Raw genomic sequence first — 21,146 nt, 5'->3', positions numbered from 1 at the left:
AACTTATGACATTTGCTCACACATTAAAAAATAGCGTTGTCTTACTAAGTATTTCAATCTTGTTTTTAAGCTCTTGTAAAGAACAGGTCAATGAAACCAAACTGGTCAGTGCTCCAGAAATTGACTATACGGCAAAGGTATATCCGCTTTTAGATACAGAAAATTCAAGGTGGTTTTACTTCTCATCGGCAAGTAGACCTTTTGGTATGGTCAACCTGAGTCCAGACACCCAAATTGGCGGCGCTTGGGGAAGTGGTTACCAATATAAGACAGATACCATAAAAGGTTTTAGCCATATTCATGCATGGCAAATGTCTGGTATTTCAGTAATGCCCGTAACTACTAATAAGAAAACCAAAGATGATATTTTTAAAGATTTTTATTCAAAATTCAATCATGATAATGAGGTCGTTACACCAGGTTATCATAAAGTTGAATTAGATAGATATGCAATAGAAGCACAACTAACCAGTACAAAAAGAGTTGGTTTTCATCAATACACTTATGCGGATAACGAAGAGGAAAAGGCCATACTTTTTAATTTAAATACGTTATTAGGACCAAGCAGTAACATAGATGGAGTTTTGAATCAAAATTCTGAAAATGAACTTTCAGGAAAAGTTACGATGATGCCTACACATAGGCGTCCAAAACCTATGACCGTTTTTTTTAAAATACAGCTGAATACTCAAATATCTTCTATTGAAAAAGATGAAAGTACAGGAAATTATCTCATCATATTAAATGAAAATAAGAATGATGTTTTAATGAAAGTGGGTATTTCTTATACCTCGGTTGCCAATGCTGAACTTAATATAACTACAGAATTACCTAACTGGCAATTTGGAAACGTAAGAAGTGAAGCAAAACAAGAATGGAATAGTTTATTAGGCAGAATTGATGTTAAAGGTGGTTCTGACCAAGATCAAAGAAGATTTTATACAGATTTATGGCATGCATTACAGGGACGAAGAATTATAAATGACGTCAATGGTGCTTATCCTGATAATACTGGCGAAATTTTTAGAATAGGACAATTGCCTTTAGACGCTAATGGTGTACCTAAATTCAATCATTTTAATTCAGATTCTTTTTGGGGAGCACAATGGACTTTAAACACGTTGTGGGGCTTGGTGTATCCAGAAATAATGTATGACTTTTCAAATTCTTTAATGCAGTATTATAAAGATGGCGGACTCGTACCACGTGGTCCTTCGGGTGGTAATTATACCTACGTGATGACAGGAGCAAGTGCTACACCTTTTATGGTTACTGCAATACAAAAAGGAATTATTGTAGATGAATTGGAAGACGTTTACCAAGCTTTAAAGAAAAATCATTTAGCTGGCGGAATTATGGATAAAGCCGGCTATGAGCACACTACTAATGTTGGTGGTGGTTTAAAATATTATATGGATCAAGGTTATGTGCCTTACCCTCTTCCAGAAGGTAAATTTGGTAGCCATCAAGACGGTGCTAGTTTAACCATGGAATATGCGTACCAAGACTGGACGTTGGCGCAATTAGCTAAAAAGATGAGTCACAAAGAAGATTATGATTATTTCTTGGCGAGATCTTCTAATTATAAAAATGTTTTTGATTCCGAAATAGGATGGATGCGTCCCAAAAATGTTGATGGACGATGGAAAGCAGATTATGATCCGTACCAAGCAGAAAATGGTTTTATAGAATCTAATGGAGCGCAATCTACATGGTTTGTTCCTCATGATATTAAAGGATTGGCAACCTTAATGGGAGGTGAAGATGCTGCTGTTAAAAAGCTAAATGAACAGTTTGAAATTGCAGAAGATTTAGGTTTTACGGCAGGTACATCACATTCTTTAGAAATGCATCCGGAATATAGTAGAATTCCAATCAATTTTGGTAATCAGCCCTCAATACAAACAGCTTTTATTTTCAGTCAATTAAATAGACCAGATTTAACCCAACTTTGGTCAAGAAAAGTGGCGAAAACTGTTTTTGGCGGCTTATCACCATTCACCGGATATAATGGAGATGAAGACCAAGGATTAATGGGCAGTTTGGCTGTACTTATTAAAATTGGAATATTTCAAATGAACGGTGGTATAGAAGCTAATCCTGAATACCAAATAGGTAGCCCTATTTTCGATGAGGTTACTATTAAATTGAATAAAGATTTTTATAGTGGCGACCTATTTACTATAAAAGCGAACAACAATAGTGATGCTAATTTTTATGTGTCAGAAGCTGAGTTTAATGGAACATCAATAAAAGCCAATAGCTTAAGACATGAAGATATTGTAAAAGGGGGCGAGCTGAATTTGAATATGGTTGCAAAGCCTTTAGACTAGATTAAGTTGGTTATGTTGAAATTGAGATAATGGATGTGAAACATAAAACTAGATAAATGAAGAGGAGTTTTTTGTATTTAATTACGGTTTGTTTATTGCCGATTTTAAGTTTAGGTCAATATCAATGGGAATTTCAAAATCTAGATTTACCGTTAGAAACAAGGGTAGATGATTTAATGGATAGACTATCTATTGAAGAAAAGGTTTCTTTGTTGATATCTACTGCAGAGGCTATTCCAAGATTAAAAATAGAAAATTATTATCATGGTAACGAAGCTTTACATGGAGTAGTAAAAAGTGGTCGATTTACTGTTTTTCCGCAAGCTGTGGCATTGGCGTCAACATGGAATTCAAATTTAATTTATCAAGTTTCAACGGCAATTTCAGATGATGTTAGGGGTGATTTTGAATCCCTTTAAAAAGCTATTTTAACAAAGGGGTGGCCAAGCTTGAATAGGGGTAAAAGGGAAGTTCTTATTTGTGTTAGACGAAAAGGAGGAACGAATTAATGAATATCTATTAGGTCATGAATCCTTAAAAGGGAGAGTCTTATTTGTTAATAGTAAAGAGGGCAATGCAGAAGCTGGTTTTAGAATAGTAAATAACCCAGTTAAAGAGTTGGCGTATATAAAAGAACTGGTTTCAAAAGGATATATAGTTCGCACTAGGGCAGATGCTGGTACTAAAGAAGCAAGAACTAATGATTATGAAAAGTTTGAGAAGGCAAAGGCATCGGGAGCGCAAGTAATCTCTACTGATTATTATGTGCCTTCCACATTATTTGATTCTGATTATAAAGTGATTTTTGAAGATGGAACGTATGAGAAAATTAAGAAAAAGTAACCTAATTAAAAAGATAGTTGTAATGCTCATTTGCTTTCAGGTGTCGGTGTTAGCGGCACAAGAGGAAGCTACTTCTGATTTTACACTTGTAGGGGACAATGCGATTACCTCTATTTTAATGGATAAGAAAGATGCAAAGGTTGTAACTATAGCATCAAACATATTTGCAACTGACGTTTATAAAATCACAGGAAAAAAGCCCGTTGTCTCTACTAAAGATAGTGGGTTTGAAACTACAATAATTACTGGTACAATAGATAAGAATAAATGGATTGATAGCATGATCGCTGCTGGTAAAATTGATGTTTCTGAAATTGAAAATCAATGGGAACGATATAGTATTCAAATAGTTGAAAACCCAACATCCACCATTAAGAAAGCTTTAGTTGTTGTAGGTAGTGATAGAAGGGGAACAGCCTATGGTATTTTAGAACTTTCTAGAAAAATAGGTGTTTCTCCGTGGGAATGGTGGGCAGATGTTACTCCGACTAAAAAAGAGTCACTTTCTCTTACTATAGAAAAAGAAGTTTCAAAATCTCCTTCCGTAAAGTACAGAGGCGTTTTTCTTAATGATGAAGATTGGGGATTACAACGTTGGGCAGCTTTAAATTATGAGCCAGAAACTGGTGATATAGGTCCAAAAACTTATACCAAAGTATTTGAATTGTTATTACGATTAAGGGCAAATACTATTTGGCCTGCCATGCATTCTAGTACTAAACCTTTTTATTCGTATCCAGAAAATAAGTTTGTGGCAGATGATTATGCCATTGTTATTGGCACATCGCATGCGGAACCCATGCTTAGTAATATAAATACCGAATGGAAACATGACGAAATGGGGGAGTATAGATATGATACCAATTCAGAAACCATAAAAAGTTTATTCACGAAAAGAGTAAAAGAAACAGCCAAATTAGAAGGTATTTACACTACGGGTATGCGTGGTGAGCATGATTCGCCCATGATCGTTGGTGAGGATGATACTGATGCGCAGGTTAACTTATTGGAACGTGTAATTACCGACCAACGAGCCATTTTAGAAAAGGAGACCAGTAAAGAACCATCAAGTATTCCACAAGCTTTTGTGCCCTATAAAGAGGTGTTGAATTATTACCAAAGCGGACTAAAATTACCTGAGGATATCACTTTGGTTTGGACCGATGACAATTACGGGTACATACGTCAATTAAGTAATCCGCAAGAGCAAAAAAGAGCTGGTGGTGCTGGGGTATATTATCATACCTCATATTGGGGTAGGCCGCATGATTATTTGTGGTTGAATTCTAGCAATCCGGTTTTAATGTGGGAAGAAATGTCGAAAGCATTTGAGCTTCAATCTCGTGATATTTGGATTCTAAACTGCGGTGATGTAAAACCACATGAGTATAACATTGAACTGTTTTTAGATATGGCTTGGAATATGGAGGACTTTAAAGAAAGTTCGTCTGTAAAAGAGCATACCAAAAATTGGTCTTCGCGTGAATTTGGTGAAGCATCTGCAGCTAAAATAACAGATGTATTATTTGAAAATAACCGATTGGCATATATAAGAAGACCGGAGTTTATGGCGTGGAGCCAGGTAGAGCCCGTAACTAAAGAAGGCGAAACAGAATTAACACAGTTTCATTATGGTGATGAGGTTTCAGCACGCATAGAAAGCTATCAAGGTTTAATTGATATTACTGAAAGTTTATATACTGAAATACCAGCCTATAGAAAAGATGCTTTTTATCAATTGGTGTATTATCCGGTTATTGGCGCTTCAAAATTAAATCAGAAGTGGTTGTATAGTTTTAAGAACAAGTTTACCGCAAAGCAAGGCAGACAAAGTGCTAATGCTCTTGGGACATTAGCTGAAGAAGCTTATAAAAGAATCAGTAAAGAAACCGATTACTACAATACAGTGCTTAAAAATGGTAAATGGAATCATATTATGACGATGGCTCCACGTTTGCTTCCTGTTTTTGCACAGCCAGCAACATCAACTATTACTAGCAGCGAGAAAACTAGTTTGGGTTTAGCATTGGAAGGGTATCAGATGGAGGTTAATGATAAGGTAATTAATAGCTATGCAGATGTACTTCCTGTTTTTAATAGCTATACTAAGAGTACTTATTATATTGATGTTTTTGCAAATGGTAAGGGTACGGTTAATTGGGAAGCAAAACCCAAGGCAGATTGGATTCGTTTATCAGAAAGTAAAGGAACCTTAACTTCCGATAATTTAGAAAAACGTATTTGGGTGAGCATCGATTGGAGTAAAGTTCCCCAAGGCGAGAATAAAAAAGAAGCTCCACTAGGGCACGATTTTCAGTTGATTCCGCCGAGTTATAAGGTGAATAGTGCTATTGAATTTATATCAGAAGGGAAAACTACTACCATTGGTGTATCTGCTTACAATCCTAAATTCGAGGCATTAAAAAACTACAACGGTTTTGTTGAGGATAAGGGTTATGTATCTATACATGCCGAAAACTTTACAAGAAAGAAAGAAGGTAAAGAGGCAAGTTGGAAGTTATTTGAAGGTATGGGCTATACCAATAAGGTCATAACTGCACTGCCTAGAACTGCAAAGCCTTTGGTAGATTTAGAGGAAATAAAAGCGAATAGTCCGGTTTTGGTATATGATTTTTATACTTTTAATTTTGGTGAGGTGGACGTGAATATACAAGCGGTGCCCACTCATGCCCCATATGCTGGAATAGGTGTTCGCTGTGCAATTTCTATTGATGATGCTACACCGGTATTTGTAGATTTTGAAACTACAGGTCGTAGTGAGGAATGGAAAGAAAATGTACTTAAAAATGCATCGGTACAAACGGCAAAACAAATTGTAAATAAGGCAGGAAAACATACATTGAAAATATGGATGGTAGATCCTGGAGTACTAATAGATCAAGTGTTGATAGACTTAGGTGGATGGAAAAAGAGCTATGCGTTTCCGAAAGAAACGGTCAAAAAATAAATCAATATAGCATAAGACGACACTATAGATTTTTATGTGTTGCTGTGCTATTTTTAATATTTTCTTGTGATAATAAAAGAGAAGAGGAATTTAAAGAAACGAAAATTGCATTCATTGCAGATGCACATTTTCAAGATATCTATGCACATTTCGCTGATGCCGATTACAAAGGAATAGAAAACCCGCAAACGGGCCGTTTTGTAAACATTCGGACCATGAATGCGCAATTACAGTCTACCAGAATATTCAATGAAAATTATTTTGCATTTATTGAAGCACTAGATGATATTGTAACCAAGGGAATTAAATTAGTAGCATTGCCAGGAGATTTTAGTGATGATGGGCAACCTATTCACGTTAAGGGTTTACGAAAGATTTTGGACAAGTATTCTAAAGACCATGGAATACTCTTTTTTTCAACTACGGGAAATCATGATCCTGTAAAACCTTTTACACAAGAAGCGGGTAAAACAGATTTTTTAGGTGTAGGAGGTAAAGAGCAAATAATTACTAGTACTATTAAAAATATTACGGATACTGTAGCTGATCGGCTTACACCGATTATTACTTCAGAAATAAAGAAATGGGGATACCAAGATATATTAAATGAAATGTCTGCCTTTGGTTTTTATCCACAGAAAGAATACCTGTACTGGGAAACTCCTTTCACTGAATATGCTTACGAAGAGTATAGTTTTGATACAGCGATAAAAGCGTCTGCACTGGGCAAAAGAACCTATGCTATTGATGAATTTAATAAGCACCCAGATGCAAGTTATCTAGCAGAGCCAACTGAAGGCCTTTGGCTATTAGCATTAGATGCCAATGTTTATGTTCCAAAAAATAAATTATCTGGTGTATCAGAAAATGTCAATGATTTTGAAAGTGCAAGTACAGGGTACAATAATGTGCTTTTACAAAAAAGACATTTAATTGATTGGGTAAAAAAAGTAGCTAAACAGGCTGAAAAAATGAATAAGGTCTTAATTGCTTTTAGTCATTACCCTATGGTAGATTTTAATGACGATGCATCAGAAGAAATGATGCATTTTTTTGGGGGAAATAATATGCAATTACACCGAGTACCAAAAGAAGAGGTAGCAGAGCTATTTGCAGATGCAGGTATTAAGATTCACTTTGGTGGTCATATGCATATTAATGATACAGGTGTAAGAACAAGTACAAAAGGTAATACGTTATTTAATATTCAAACTCCATCACTTGCCGCTTATGCACCTGGTTATAAAATTTTAACTATACATTCTACGACCGATTTTGAGGTAGAGACTGTGGTGATTGAAAAAGCCAAAAACTTCAAAGGTTTGTTTTCTTTATATGAGCAAGAACATGATTATTTGAAAGAAACGCAAGCACCTGAAATTTGGAATAAAGACATTTTAGCTTCTGATAATTATAGGGATTTTACACAATGGCATTTAAAAGAATTAGTACGACTCCGTTTTTTGCCAGATGATTGGTCTCAAGAATTTGTAACCGATTTTATAAATAAAACAGGAGAGGAACTTTTAATAGCACAATCTGAAGATTTTGATAGTTTATTAAAAAGCGCAAATTTATCAACTAACGAATTTAAAACCTGGACGGGTTTTGATATGATATATGATTTTTATCGCTTAAGAAGTGCAGATGAATTGGCTTTTACCGATATTGGTGAAGCTCGTTTAAAACAATATGAAATAGTTTGTAAGCAGTTAAAAGAATCTGAAAATAGCGCTTATAGGTTATGGGCAAATATTTTCGAGAAGAGTAGAAATGGCAAACCTTCCGATCATTTTAAAATAGATTTTAAACAAGGGACTATTGAAAGTATAACACCTTAATTAGGTAATAAAAAAACTATTGCCTGAAGCTTTTGTACATTTATAATAAACCTAACTCAAACATTTAAAACAGTACATGCGAAATGTTTTCTGCATATTTATAAGTATTATTTTATTTGCTGTAAGCCTAACGGCTCAGGATATAAAATTTGAACATTACAATGATGACAGTGGGTTATCTCATAATGCTGTTAGGCATATTGTACAAGATAAGCATGGGTTTTTATGGTTAGGTACATTCGCTGGTTTAAATAGATTTGATGGCTATGAGTTTAAATCTTACTTAAGCTCTTCAACAGATAAGACCAAACTACATAATGATGATATAACAGCTTTAGAGTTAGATGAGGATTCTAACAGCTTATGGATCGGTACTAGAAATGGTCTGTCCCTTTTTAAAACCGACACCCACACATTTAGCACCTATTTGCCAGAAAAGAATAATGAAAACAGTCTTCCAGAAGGAGAGATAAGATCTGTTTATGTAGATAAATTTAAAAGGATTTGGGTTGGTACAAAGAACAGTGGACTCTATATTTTAAACAGTAAAACGGATACATTCAAGAAAGTAGAAATTAAAAATTTCAACTATATAAAGGCAATTATTGAAGATAAGAAAGGTGATATTTGGATAGGTAGTTATGAATCTGGTGGTGTAGCTAAATTGACTTTAGGCGCAGAAGGAGAAATTATTCAAAAAAATATATACAACCTTTCGATACCAAATTCGGTTGAAAAAAATCCGTACCTAAACTTTATATATGAAGATGCAAAATCTGATATTTTCATAGGTACTAGAGTAGGACTCTATAAACTAAATAAAACCACTAACGAGTTTGTAAACCTTGAAATTGAAGATCCCGAGATTAAAGATGGTTTAGGACCTTATTTTCTTTCAGTAACTCAAGCACCAGATGGTAAATATTGGGTAGGTACATTAGGAGGTTTACTAGTTTGCGATCAGTTAGAAGATATAGGTAAAGGTGAATTTAAATGGCATTATTCCGTATTGCCTGATGATACCTCTTTAGTAGATAATTTGGTGTCAGCGCTATTTTTTGATGATTCTGGAGTGTTATGGATTGGTACTGAAGATGGTTTGGATAAATATGATCCATTTGAAAATCAGTTTAATAGCAATAAGGACATTTCCTTACATATAAATAATCAGGTTCCAAGAATTAGAGGATTTAGCAAAACCTTTGATAATAAAGTGGTAGTTGCAACAAGGCACAACGGACTTTTTATATCAAATGAAGAAGATTTTTTACCGCTTTATAATAACCAAAAAGATATTGCAAGTATTTATTCTATAGATGGCACTATATTTTACTGTGGTTTATGGAATGGGAATTTATTGGTATATGATTATAAAGCAAACTCGGCTAAAGAAATTTCGGTTGGTTTTGAGCAATCACCAATATTTGCTTTTGAGGCACTAGATGAAAATCATTTACTATTGGGCTCTTTTGGGGAGGGAGCTGTGTTATTGAATACCAAAAGCCTTAAGAAAGCAGATAGTACAACTATAATTTTAAAAGGATATCAAATAAATGAAATCGTTAAGCAAGATGATTCCAATATTTGGTTTGCAACAGAGACTGGGGTTGTTCATTTTTTAAGGGATAAAAACACTTTTGAATATTATAAATCTTCTGATACACCAAACGTAGGATTGCTACATGATAATGTAAGTGATATTATGTTTGATAATGAAGGGCGACTGTGGGCGGCAACTAGAAAAGGTATTAGTCTTTTTGATTTTGAGACCAAAGAATTTAATCCTTTAGAGGAACCTGTAGAGTTAAAGGATAAGTGGATAACCGATATGCTTACCTATACCAATGGTGATATATGGTTTAACATGAACAGTAACAGTGTAGCCAGGTTAAAATCAAATTTGAAAAATTACAATATTTATGATGTTAAAAGTGGTAATAGGTTAGATGTTTTTAGCTCAAGTGGATTTTATAATTTTGAAAATTCCAACATATATTTAGGAGGAAAGAATGGAATTATCTATTTCTCACCATATGCCATAAGTGAGAACAAAATTGCCAAAAAGCCAATGATTACTGAGTTTAAGATTCAGAATGAGGTGATACATCCAGGTACTGAAATTAATGGCGAAATTCCATTAAAGAAAAATTTAAACGAAACTAAAAGCGTAACCTTAGATTATAAGAATAGAAATTTTTCACTTCAATTCTCTGCACCTTCATACGTAAATGAAAAGCTTAACAAGTTTGAATATATGCTAGAAGGTTTTGATGAAAACTGGATTTCTACAACCAGTAATTCGCGAACCGTACAATACACCAACTTGTTTCCTGGTGACTATACTTTTAAGATTAAATCTAGTAATAGTGATGGTTTTTGGAGCGATGTAAATTCATATAATATTACAGTAACTCCTCCTTTTTGGTTAACCTATCAAGCATTGATATTATTTCTAGCCTTATTCGCTTTAATCATATATTTCATAAGGAAAGAAATGAAAAACAGGTTGCGTTTAAAGCAAGAACTTGTTACCGAAAAAGTAAATAGGGAACGCGATATTAAGTTGAATAATGAAAAGCTTCGCTTTTTTACAAATATATCTCACGAGCTAAGAACTCCTTTGACTTTAATATTAGGTCCTGCAAAACAGTTGTTAGAAGAAAGCAACGAAAACAGTAGCGAGTATCAAAAAAGCAGATTTAATCTAATTCATCAAAATGCAAGTAGACTTTTAAATTTAGTGAATCAGGTGCTAGATTTTAGAAAGGCACAAACGGGTGAATTAAAACTTAAGGTTTCTAAAACAGATGTGCTATTATTTACCACCAACACGTTTGAATCTTTTAAGGAGTTTGCTTACAATAAGCAAATAGAACTGAATATTAACAGCGAAGTAGAGACATTATTTGGTTGGATAGATAGAGATAAGTTCGATAAAATCTTATATAACCTTTTGTCTAATGCCATTAAGTTTACCAATAAATACGGTCATGTAGATTTGTTTTTAAAGCTAAAGGAAAACAATACTGAAATATTGGTAATTGAAGTAAGTGATGATGGTATTGGTATACCCTTAAAAAGTCAAGAAAAGATTTTTACTAGATTTTACCAAGCCACCAATAGTAAAGAGAACAATACAGGTTCAGGTATTGGTCTGTCACTTGTAAAATCTCTTGTAGAATTACATAAAGGAACTATAGTTGTAGAAAGTAAACCTAATGAAGGGAGTAAGTTTACGGTAGAAATACCTATTAGTCGAGATAGTTATACTAAAAAAGAGGTCTTTGAATTTATTTCTAATACTGAGGTAGAAGAGCCAGAAACATTTATTCCTATTAAAAGAAAAACAACAAATACAGAAATCAAGGATAAGATTTTAGTGATTGAAGATAATATTGAATTAAGAAAATATCTTATTGACTATTTATCTGCGTACTACAAGGTTTATGAAGCTGAAAACGGTAAAGAAGGATTGCAGCTTTGTAGAAAAATTAAACCAATGTTGTGCGTTGCTGATGTTATGATGCCGGTAATGGACGGACTAGAATTTTGTAACGAATTAAAAAACGACGAATTTATTAGTCATATTCCAGTGATTCTTTTAACCGCATTATCTGAAAATGAAGATAAGGTTAAAGGTTATGATGTGGGGGCAGATTCTTACCTAGTAAAACCTTTTGATCCCTCATTATTGAAATCGGTAATTGTAAATACCATTAAAACTCGTTTAGAGCTAAAAGCTAAATTCTCCGATGAGGTAGAGAGCGAAATAGGGTTGCTCACTCACTCACCCATTGATAAAGAATTAATGGAGCAAATCACTAAAATTATTGAAGAGAATATTGATGATGTTGATTTGACTACTAATTATCTATGTCAAGAATTGGGGATGAGTTCTTCTAAACTATACCGCAAAATAAAAGAGCTTACAGATTTAGCACCAAACGAATTCATACGTACTATTAGATTAAAAAAATCTGCACAGTTATTAAAAACAAAAAAGTATAATGTGTCTGAAGTCACCGATTTAATTGGCTTCAATGATCCCCTATATTTTAGTAGGTGTTTTAAGAAGCAATTTGGTTTCCCACCCAGTAAATTATTGAAGTAGAGATTTTTAGGTTTCTATGGTTTGTTAAGTAATCCATATTTATGACGGTATTATCCATCAAATTATGACTTAAATACTATAAATTGCAAGTAGATATACGGTATATATCAAAACAACAAATCAACTTACTCAAAAACATTAATAACAACTTTTATGGAAAAAGCGTTGAACAACAATCAGAACCATCCCATGGATAATATTGATGATTGGGAAGATAACTTACTAGAGAGATACCCTGATCCGGAAGAAACTACAAAAGAAAAAGAAGAGTTTAGAAACTATGTCGATTCTGATAGGATGGACACCGTTAAAGAGTTTTATAAAATAAATCATGAATTTCAAACATATGATTTTGTAGTTGAAAAGGAGAAAGAGTTTCTACAGTTCAATAAAAAGGAAATGTCAATTTGGGAAGCTGTAGATTTTCTAAATACATTGGTAGATGATAGTGATCCAGATATAGATTTAGATCAGTTACAACATCTATTACAGACTTCAGAGGCAATTAGAGCAGATGGTCACCCAGATTGGTTTGTACTTACTGGTTTTATCCATGATTTAGGTAAAATACTTTGTTTGTTCGGTGAGCCACAGTGGGCTGTTGTAGGAGATACTTTCCCCGTAGGATGCGCTTATTCAGACAAAATTGTCTATCCAGAGTTCTTTAGTTCAAATCCAGATGCTACAAATAGTAAGTACAATACAAAGTACGGCGTATATGAGCCAAACTGTGGTTTGGATAATGTAAAAATGAGCTGGGGACATGATGAATACTTGTACCAGATAATGAAAGATTATTTACCGGAACCTGCACTTTACATGATCCGCTACCACTCATTTTACTCTCAGCATAGAGAAAATGATTACACGCATTTAATGACAGCAAAAGATATTGAGATGTTTGAGTGGGTGAAGAAGTTCAATCCATACGATTTATATTCCAAGGCACCTGTACCACCAGATGCAAAAGCATTACTTCCTTATTACAAAGAATTAGTATCGAAGTATTTACCCGAAAAATTGAATTTTTAGAATTCTAATTATTTGAGTTTAGCAATGCTCTAGCCCTTCCAACTAGAGCATTTTTTTTACACCATAGTACCAAACCGACCAATCTACACATGTATACAGCTATTACTTTCATTGCATTTACTGCTTTTGTTGCATTTTACTCATGGTTTAAACTTAGAAAAGAAAAACTAGACTCAAAAGACGGTTATTTTCTAGGAGGAAGAAGTTTAACAGGCGTTGTCATTGCCGGCTCCATGTTGTTGACGAATATTTCTACAGAGCATTTAATCGGTATGAATGGGTCATCTTACAAGAACGGATTTATTATAATTGCTTGGGAAGTAACTTCTGCATTGGCTTTGGTAGTAGCGGCAATATATTTTGTTCCAAAGTATTTGAAAATGGGTTTGACGACCATACCAGAATATTTGGAAAAAAGGTTTGATAGTACAACAAGAACGCTAGTTGCATTGTTTTTAATGGTGTCATTTATTGTAACATTATTGCCAATTGTACTATATACTGGTGCCATAAATATTGAGAGTATTTTCAATATATCAGAGGTTCTAGAGGTTTCAAAAGAACAAGGGCTTTGGATTACCGTAATTTGTATAGGTGTATTAGGTTCTATTTATGCCATTTTCGGCGGATTAAAAGCTGTTGCCATTTCAGATACAATAAATGGATATGGGTTGTTGATTGGTGGACTTGCAATTCCAATTATTGCACTAATCAGTATTGGTGATGGTAATTTGTTTGATGGTTTGTCTAAAGTATATAATCATAGTCCAGAAAAATTTAACGTAATAGGGGCAAAGGATTCTGTATTACCGTTTGAAGTACTTTTTACGGGTTTGATTATTAATCAGTTGTATTTCTGGAGTATGAACCAAACTATTATTCAGCGTGCGTTAGGTGCCAAGAATTTGGTAGAAGCTCAAAAAGGTTTATTGTTTACCGGTGTTTTAAAGATTTTGGTACCGATTATAATTATTTTACCAGGCGTTATTGCATTTTATTACTTCGGTGATTCTTTATATGAGAATCAAGATATGATTTACCCCGAGTTGGTTAAAAAGGTGCTACCAATTGGTTTTGTTGGTGTATTTGCAGCAATTATCATGGGTGCCGTTTTAAGTACTTTTAATAGTGTCTTAAATAGTGCGGCTACAATTTTTAGTATAGATGTATTTAAAAGACATTTTGGTAAGAACGCTAGCGATAAAAAGTTGGTTAGAATTGGTAAGATTACCTCTACTGTACTAGCAATATTTGCCATATTGGTAGCACCAATGGTGGCAAATGCACCAGATGGGTTGTATCAATTGCTACAGCAATTAAACGGTATTTTCTTTATACCAATAGCTTCAATAATGTTGGCAGGGTTTTTTCTTAAGAAAATTTCTGCAATAGCTGCTAAAGTTGCGTTACTTGTTGGTTTAATGTTTTACATACTAACAACCTTTATTTTTAAGGTCGATATTCATTTCGTTCACATTTGGGGAATAGAATTTGTATTGAACGTAGTGGTAATGTTTTTGGTTTCTTACTTCTATCCAAACCATAAAGCTACCATTGAAGAGGGTGAAGATTATGTTGAAATGAAACAATGGAAATACACAAAGCCAATGGCTATTATGTTATGTGTGGTTACTGTTGTTATCTATGTGATTTTAGGGACTAATTAACGTCGTGCTTATAAATAGATAAGGAATAAGTAACTCTACTTTTATTACAACTCAATCTTCTAACTTAATAAAGATGATTTGATAAAACTTCGGGATTTTTTATTAGACCTAAGTTAGAAGATTTGTCATTAAAAATATTTCTATTGTATAATAACTTCTTCATAATTACCTGGAAGATATAGATAAACGCTAAGAATAAATTTTAATTCTTACCTTATGAATGGACTGGTAGAATTAATACTGAAATCTTCAAATATGCCTGTATACATAAATTTATGAGAAATTTTGTTTTTTTCTGGTTGATACACTCCAAACATAATTATTAAGGCAGATTCAAAAACAATTTCACAATAATATGATAATCACATTAGTATAAAAATGACATAGATCATCCTTTTGGTTACAACTATAAAATCCATTTAACAACAATACACGTGGTTATCTAGATGTTGACGTAATATTATATCTATGTTTTGGTAGTATATTTCTAATTCAGTAAGCTTCTTAAGGTATTTTCAATTGTAATAATCTCCCTTTGAAGTATTGCTTGAATTTTTAAAAAAAATTTCTTGATGAATATTTTTGAATTTGTTCATCTTTTTGTTTTTTCTTAATTGAAACGTTCTAGATATAAAAGGTGAAGCAAATCTAAACACGATACTATCCTATTCTAAAAACGATGATTTCATCAAATTTTCTGCAAATAAAAAACCAGCAATTCCAAAAAGCTTTGAAATTGCTGGTTTAATTAGTGACCTCGACTGGATTCAAACCTATTACTAGAAATGCCTGAATACAATGGTTTCTGCGAAATTTTATTTTTTCTGTTGTCGATTTGTTAGCGACAATTATTATTAAAAAGTTAATTGACTAATGTCTTATATTCAATATAAAGAATCTAAAATAGAAATTTGTAGTTTTTAACTGTATTAATTTTCATTTTTAATTCTCACATTACATTTTATGATTCCTAAGTTTCTAACATCACAGCTAAAAAATGAGTTGTAGTAAAGATTGTCATGAATTAATTAATTCCATGCCTAATTCATGTTTGCTAATATTGCCTTGAGACCAATTGTATAAATTTTCAAATGTTATGTCGGCAATATTTTTTAAAGCTTCTTTAGTAATAAAAGCTTGGTGGGGTGTTAGCAACACATTGGGGTAGGTTAACAATTTCCATAAACGTTTATCCTTAATACCATTTTTAGAATGGTCATTAAAGAAAACACCTTGTTCTTTTTCATAAACATCAGTTGCATATCCTGCAATAAGTTTTGCTTCTAAAGCTTCTATTAGTGCATTGGTGTCCACAAGTGCTCCTCTGGCGGTATTTACTAGTATTACATCATTCTTCATTTGTGCAAGTCTTTCTTTATTAATGAAATGATAGTTTTCATAATTCATTGGTATGTGAAGACTAATAATATCAGAATCATTACATAGAATATCTAAAGGGGTATACGTTACATTACAAAGCTCTATAAGGTCATGGTCAGGTGCTAGGTCGTATGCAAGAATTTTACATCCAAATCCGTTCATGATCTTTGCCATAATACTGCCAATTCTTCCAGTACCAATTATACCTACAGTTTTACCGTGTAAATTATATCCCATTAAATCATTTTGAGAGAAGTTATAATTATGAACCTGATTGTCTGCCAAAACTATTTTTCTATTTAGTGCCAATAAAATGGCGATAGCATGTTCGGCAATAGCATGTGGAGAATAGTCTGCGGCATTGGCAACATGAAATCCGAAACGCTTTGCAGTTTTTAGATTGAGGTTGTTGTGTCCACTTGAGCGTAAAGTAATATAGCGTACACCAATACCCCATAATTTTTCAAGTACTATGGCTGATGCATCGTCTCCTGAAAAAATGGAAATTGCTTTATAGCCAATGGCATTTAATGCTGTTTTACTGTCTAATGCATTTTTTGTATAGGTAACCTCAAAACGATTGTTATTAGCTTTTTTTAGAAAAGGAATTTCAAATTCTTTTGCACTATATACCAGTAGTTTCATATTTCTTTTAAATTTAATTATGAGCTGATTTCTTTGTGATAGTAGAAATAGTTTGTATTAAAGACCTCATTTATAAATTGATTGCTTAATGAAGTACTAGTATTTTCAAAACTATAATTCACTTAAAAAAAGTTTGAGCTATTCATTACTGTTTGACGGTTTTGTTGTTTTCATTATCGATGTTAATTTTGCCAAACCTCTTTCTTTTACTGTTCTATAATCCAACAGATATTTGTTCATACTCATAAATAATTCTTTATGGGTCTTCTTATAGCCATGTTCCATTTCTAACTGATTTACACCGTCAACCAGAATTTTTAATTGGTTCATATGTTTTTTTACCTGTGAGATTTTGCCATGCAACATAATCTCGTTTTCATGAATTGAATTTTTAAAATCTTCTAATTGTGCTAATTGATTTTTACTGATTCTTTTTGTTGAAAAAGATTGAATTAGGTTGAGCAGAAACTGTTGCTCATCTTTAATGAATAAAAGTTCGGACAACCATTTTTTAGAGTGTTCGTTTAGTTCATCTGCACTATACCATTCTGTATAACTATATTTTATTTTCTCGGTTTTCATCCTTAATCTTTTATTGATATAATATCTAAGTTATGATAACCAATATTTGATGTAAATGATTTAAATCAGGTAACAAACGTATTTTGTTTATACTATTTTTAGGTGATAAGAATGGTACCGGTATAATTGAAAATTTCAGATTTCAGTGTTTGAAAATTTTTGTAACAATTGCTTATATCCGTGTTAAGTTGGTCATGAACTTGATAGTATTGTTGATTATTTTTATTTTCGGTGACATCTAATATTTTACCTAAAGAATTTTCGTGAACAGATATTGAATTTCGAAGCAATTTTAGATTATTTTTTAGCTCTTCTATTTTTACTTTATAGCCTTCTAAACGTTCAAAAAGATTTGGAGTATTAGTTTTGAAGGCAGAACTATTTAATAAACGTTCTAAAAAAAGAATTTCATTATCTATAACCTGAAATTGAGTTTTCCATTGTTGAATTTTCCAATGCATTTCTTTTAATTTTTCATTTTGCGTTGATATGATTTGTTGTCTTGCCATTACATAATGCTATATTAATAAAACTACAACCCATTAAATTCTCAGTCAATGATTTATATCATATGTAAGAAATGCATATAATCATGAACTGCATCTATAAATACATTTTATTGCTTAAGAGAACAAAGCTGATTTACTTCACTCAATATTCTTTCTTTTCTGGAGGTGGAAATACCAAGATGGTCTAAAAAGAGCTTGTCTTTATAAAGCTGTCGGTAAAAAAGGATATCTCTACTTAATAAAAATTGTTTCTCTCTATTAGTCATAAGAGTAGAAACGGTTATGGAGTATAGCACAAATTGGTCTATTCTGTCTTTTAGACCATCTTTAAAAGGATAATCCCAGCTTAATAAACTTGGTTTTAGGTCATGCTTTTTTTCTTATACGGACATCTAATATTTGGGCTGAGGTTTTATAGAAATAAGAAGTGGTTTAGTGCAATGCCAAAATAGGTATGGTAGCCTTATATCCAATTTCTTTGACTAATGGTTTAGAAAATATATTATTAAAGAAAATGTGTTTTTTATTTATAAAGGCGATCATATCGCTATTTCTACTTTCTACAAATGTTGTAATACCATCTGCTACATTTTTTTTGGATAGCGTATGAAAACTATAACTAACTTCACTTAAAATTGCTTCAAGTAATTTCTGATTATTTACCTGTTTTTCATTTAATTCAGAATTTTTAGCGATATATAAAATTCTAATGTTTACGTTGTGTATTTTAGAGATTTCAATTAAGTATTTTAATTCTTTGCGTTTAAATGCAGACGTATAATCTGTTGGAAATACGATTTCTTTTAGTGAGTAAAAACGAATATTTTCAGGAATAGCCAAAACGGGGCATTCCCTTATTTTCTCCATAGCCTGTACAGTATTGGTTCCGAAAATGACATTTTTTGCACCAGTAGTACCTTGTGTACCCATGACCACCAGATCAATATCTTTTTCTGCAATGGTTTGTTTTATGGCTTCTGATAAAAAATTATATGTAGAAATAGTATGATACGAATGTTTAGTATTGTCATGGTGTAATTCTAAAATATCTAATAGTTTAATAAATTCTTCCTCTGAATTTTTCTTTGCAACTTCGTATTCACCACTGCCAGGTTCAGGAATAAATAGACTATCGGTGTTGTAACTATATAACCTGAAAACGTTTAAAAAGTAAAACTCACATTTAATTTCTTTATAAAGATTTAGCGCATACCTAATTGCATTTAGCGCATTTTTAGAAAAATCGGTAGGTATTAAAATTCTCTTGTCCATTGCTTATTTTTTAAGGATTTTTAATAAATATATTTTTTATAAATGGTTTTATTATGATTCTAATCAGTCTTGCGATGGTAGAATTAAAAAAGGAGTTTTAGCATACATACTAACATCTTTTATAACTGGTTCATGAGTTAGTTTTCCGAAAATATTATGAGGGCGGTTAACCATTGCGTATAGGTCTATGTTTAATTTTTCGATAAATTCATGAATGACTTTTGCCTTATCGTCGAATAATTGCCTCCAATAAAAAGTATGGTCAATATCTTTCAAACAGATATCTAATAATTTTCTGTTAGACTCTTGTTGAGCATTTAAAATTTCTTCTTCTGTAATATGCAATATTCTAATCTGTGCACTTGTAATTGAGGCTATAGATAACAATGGTTCTATCGAATTTTTTGTACAACCTGTTTTAAAATCTGTAATAAAGGCAATTTCTTTTGGTTGTCTAAATTCCATTTCTCCCGGTATAGCTAGTATCGGGCATTTCTTTATTTTGTTGGCAACCTGAATAGTATTGCTGCCAAAGAAAATATCAGCAGATTCATTAAGACCTTTATTGCCCATTACAACCAGATCAATATGGTTTGTATCAAGGGTTTTTAAAATGATTTTTGTTAGAATTCCATTTTTTGATATGGTATTGAATTGATGTTGTGGATTCTCATTGTCCAAAACAATTTTATGCATTGTGCTGGTTAAATTTTCTTCAGATTCTATTTGTAATTTTTTTAAAAGCTTTTTGCCAACCAGTAATTTTGTTTTTTTTCGTTGTAAAGGTGTCATTTCGTTAAACACATTTAGTAGATAGAAAGTACATGGTTCTGAAGCCAATAGTTTGGTAGCATAGAAAAGTGCACAATATGAGTTGTTTGAAAAATCTGTGGCAACCAGTATATTCTTCATAATTTTAATTTTGAGGGAGTACCATAAAGGGAACATTAATATGTAATCCTATTTTTTTTATTATCGGTTCAATAAATAATCGCTCTAAAAATGTGTGTTTGTTCTTGACCATTACAAGAAGGTTGATTTTATACTTTACAAGAAATTCATTAATTGCCTCTATAATACCATTGTTGGGTAATTCATGTGACAATGCATATTGTCCTAATATTTTTTCAAGCACTACTTTGTTCTTTTGCTGAATTTCAGTGAGGTCATACCCTGTTCGTACATTCATGACATTTATTCTTGATTTGTGTTGGGTGGCTATTGCCAACAAACTTTTCATATTTTCTTTTTTATATTCAATTTCATAATCGGTAGGAAACAATATTTCTAAAGGAGCTTCATATTCAAAATTTGGGGGAACGGCAATTACGGGGCAATTTGCTTTTTTAATGACGTGAACCGTATGTGTACCAAATAAAATATCATTGGCACCGGTAACGCCTTTTGTTCCCATTATTATTACATCAATATTTTCTGCGGTCACGGTTTCTATAACTTCACTTATTAGTGTGTTAAAAGCAGAATGAACAATAAATGTATGGTTAGGGTTTTGATATTGATGTTCTAGCAAATCTTTTAATTTCTCTAATTGTGTCATGCTATTTTCTTGAAAAACATCGCCTAAACCAATTTCACCAGGACTACCAATAATGTATTCTGTTTGATAAATAGGGGGAGTGTAGGTATGGAGTAAATAGAAGGTTGCTTTAATATTTTTATAGATATTTAACGCGTAACGAATTGCTTCAATTGAATTTTGTGAGAAATCAGTTGGTAAAAGAATTCGTGACATGTCTATACAATTTATGATTAGACATAAAATTAGAGTAGAGGTATTTCTTTGACCATGATCTGGGTCAGTTTATTAGTGAATTACCTATTTGAGATAGAGTATATAAATTTTCTAATGATTTTGTAATAAATTAATTAAAAGGAACAATCTGTTGCTTAATTGGCAGTGTAATGTTTGTTTATCATGAATAAAGCATATGAACACATTTAA

At 32.4% G+C, this 21,146-nt stretch carries 14 protein-coding genes; 8 read left to right on the top strand and 6 right to left on the bottom strand.

What is annotated here, in order from left to right:
- The first annotated feature begins 5 nt into the window (after nt 1–5).
- From ACEN2N_RS00790 to ACEN2N_RS00755, 8 genes are all read left to right on the top strand, one after another.
- Nucleotides 6–2,333, top strand: coding sequence for a GH92 family glycosyl hydrolase (locus ACEN2N_RS00790; protein ID WP_441822550.1), 2,328 nt, complete (start codon nt 6–8; stop codon nt 2,331–2,333).
- Nucleotides 2,334–2,389: 56 nt separating this feature from the next.
- Nucleotides 2,390–2,752 carry a hypothetical protein gene (locus tag ACEN2N_RS00785; RefSeq protein ID WP_441822549.1) on the top strand — a complete coding sequence of 121 codons (363 nt, stop codon included), beginning with the start codon at nt 2,390–2,392 and terminating at the stop codon, nt 2,750–2,752.
- A gap of 61 nt (nt 2,753–2,813) precedes the next feature.
- The gene (locus tag ACEN2N_RS00780) at nt 2,814–3,176 is read left to right on the top strand and encodes a Ca2+-dependent phosphoinositide-specific phospholipase C (protein WP_441822548.1); all 363 of its coding nucleotides are present in this window, start codon (nt 2,814–2,816) and stop codon (nt 3,174–3,176) included.
- Complete coding sequence (locus tag ACEN2N_RS00775) at nt 3,154–6,144, top strand: glycosyl hydrolase 115 family protein (RefSeq protein WP_441822547.1); 2,991 nt, start codon at nt 3,154–3,156, stop codon at nt 6,142–6,144. The genes ACEN2N_RS00780 and ACEN2N_RS00775 overlap by 23 nt, the downstream gene beginning before the upstream one ends.
- Entirely contained in the window at nt 6,045–7,985 is a 1,941-nt protein-coding gene (locus ACEN2N_RS00770) for a metallophosphoesterase (RefSeq protein WP_441822546.1), read from the top strand. The genes ACEN2N_RS00775 and ACEN2N_RS00770 overlap by 100 nt, the downstream gene beginning before the upstream one ends.
- A gap of 76 nt (nt 7,986–8,061) precedes the next feature.
- On the top strand, nt 8,062–12,096 hold the full coding sequence (locus tag ACEN2N_RS00765) for a hybrid sensor histidine kinase/response regulator transcription factor (protein WP_441822545.1): 4,035 nt from the start codon (nt 8,062–8,064) through the stop codon (nt 12,094–12,096).
- Between the two features lie 153 nt (nt 12,097–12,249).
- Nucleotides 12,250–13,128, top strand: coding sequence for an inositol oxygenase family protein (locus tag ACEN2N_RS00760; protein ID WP_441822544.1), 879 nt, complete (start codon nt 12,250–12,252; stop codon nt 13,126–13,128).
- A gap of 89 nt (nt 13,129–13,217) precedes the next feature.
- Entirely contained in the window at nt 13,218–14,795 is a 1,578-nt protein-coding gene (locus ACEN2N_RS00755; protein WP_441822543.1) for a solute:sodium symporter family transporter, read from the top strand.
- Between the two features lie 1,017 nt (nt 14,796–15,812).
- Here the strand turns inward: ACEN2N_RS00755 and ACEN2N_RS00750 are convergent.
- From ACEN2N_RS00750 to ACEN2N_RS00725, 6 genes are all read right to left on the bottom strand, one after another.
- Nucleotides 15,813–16,820: a 2-hydroxyacid dehydrogenase gene (locus ACEN2N_RS00750; RefSeq protein WP_441822542.1), complete on the bottom strand. Its 1,008-nt coding sequence runs from the start codon at nt 16,818–16,820 to the stop codon at nt 15,813–15,815.
- Between the two features lie 138 nt (nt 16,821–16,958).
- Nucleotides 16,959–17,402 carry a hypothetical protein gene (locus ACEN2N_RS00745; protein ID WP_441822541.1) on the bottom strand — a complete coding sequence of 148 codons (444 nt, stop codon included), beginning with the start codon at nt 17,400–17,402 and terminating at the stop codon, nt 16,959–16,961.
- Nucleotides 17,403–17,500: 98 nt separating this feature from the next.
- The gene (locus ACEN2N_RS00740) at nt 17,501–17,911 is read right to left on the bottom strand and encodes a hypothetical protein (RefSeq protein WP_441822540.1); all 411 of its coding nucleotides are present in this window, start codon (nt 17,909–17,911) and stop codon (nt 17,501–17,503) included.
- A gap of 432 nt (nt 17,912–18,343) precedes the next feature.
- Nucleotides 18,344–19,183 carry a universal stress protein gene (locus ACEN2N_RS00735; protein WP_441822539.1) on the bottom strand — a complete coding sequence of 280 codons (840 nt, stop codon included), beginning with the start codon at nt 19,181–19,183 and terminating at the stop codon, nt 18,344–18,346.
- A 63-nt stretch (nt 19,184–19,246) separates the two neighbouring features.
- A complete protein-coding gene (locus ACEN2N_RS00730; protein WP_441822538.1) occupies nt 19,247–20,095 on the bottom strand; it encodes a universal stress protein in 849 nt (282 codons plus the stop codon).
- A 4-nt stretch (nt 20,096–20,099) separates the two neighbouring features.
- The gene (locus ACEN2N_RS00725; RefSeq protein WP_441822537.1) at nt 20,100–20,936 is read right to left on the bottom strand and encodes a universal stress protein; all 837 of its coding nucleotides are present in this window, start codon (nt 20,934–20,936) and stop codon (nt 20,100–20,102) included.
- Nucleotides 20,937–21,146 lie beyond the last annotated feature (210 nt).

The sequence above is a fragment of the Maribacter spongiicola genome (assembly GCF_052119685.1).
Taxonomy (GTDB): domain Bacteria; phylum Bacteroidota; class Bacteroidia; order Flavobacteriales; family Flavobacteriaceae; genus Maribacter; species Maribacter spongiicola_A.
Note: the sequence above shows the minus strand (reverse complement) of the source record. Positions and strands in the feature narration are given on the sequence as shown.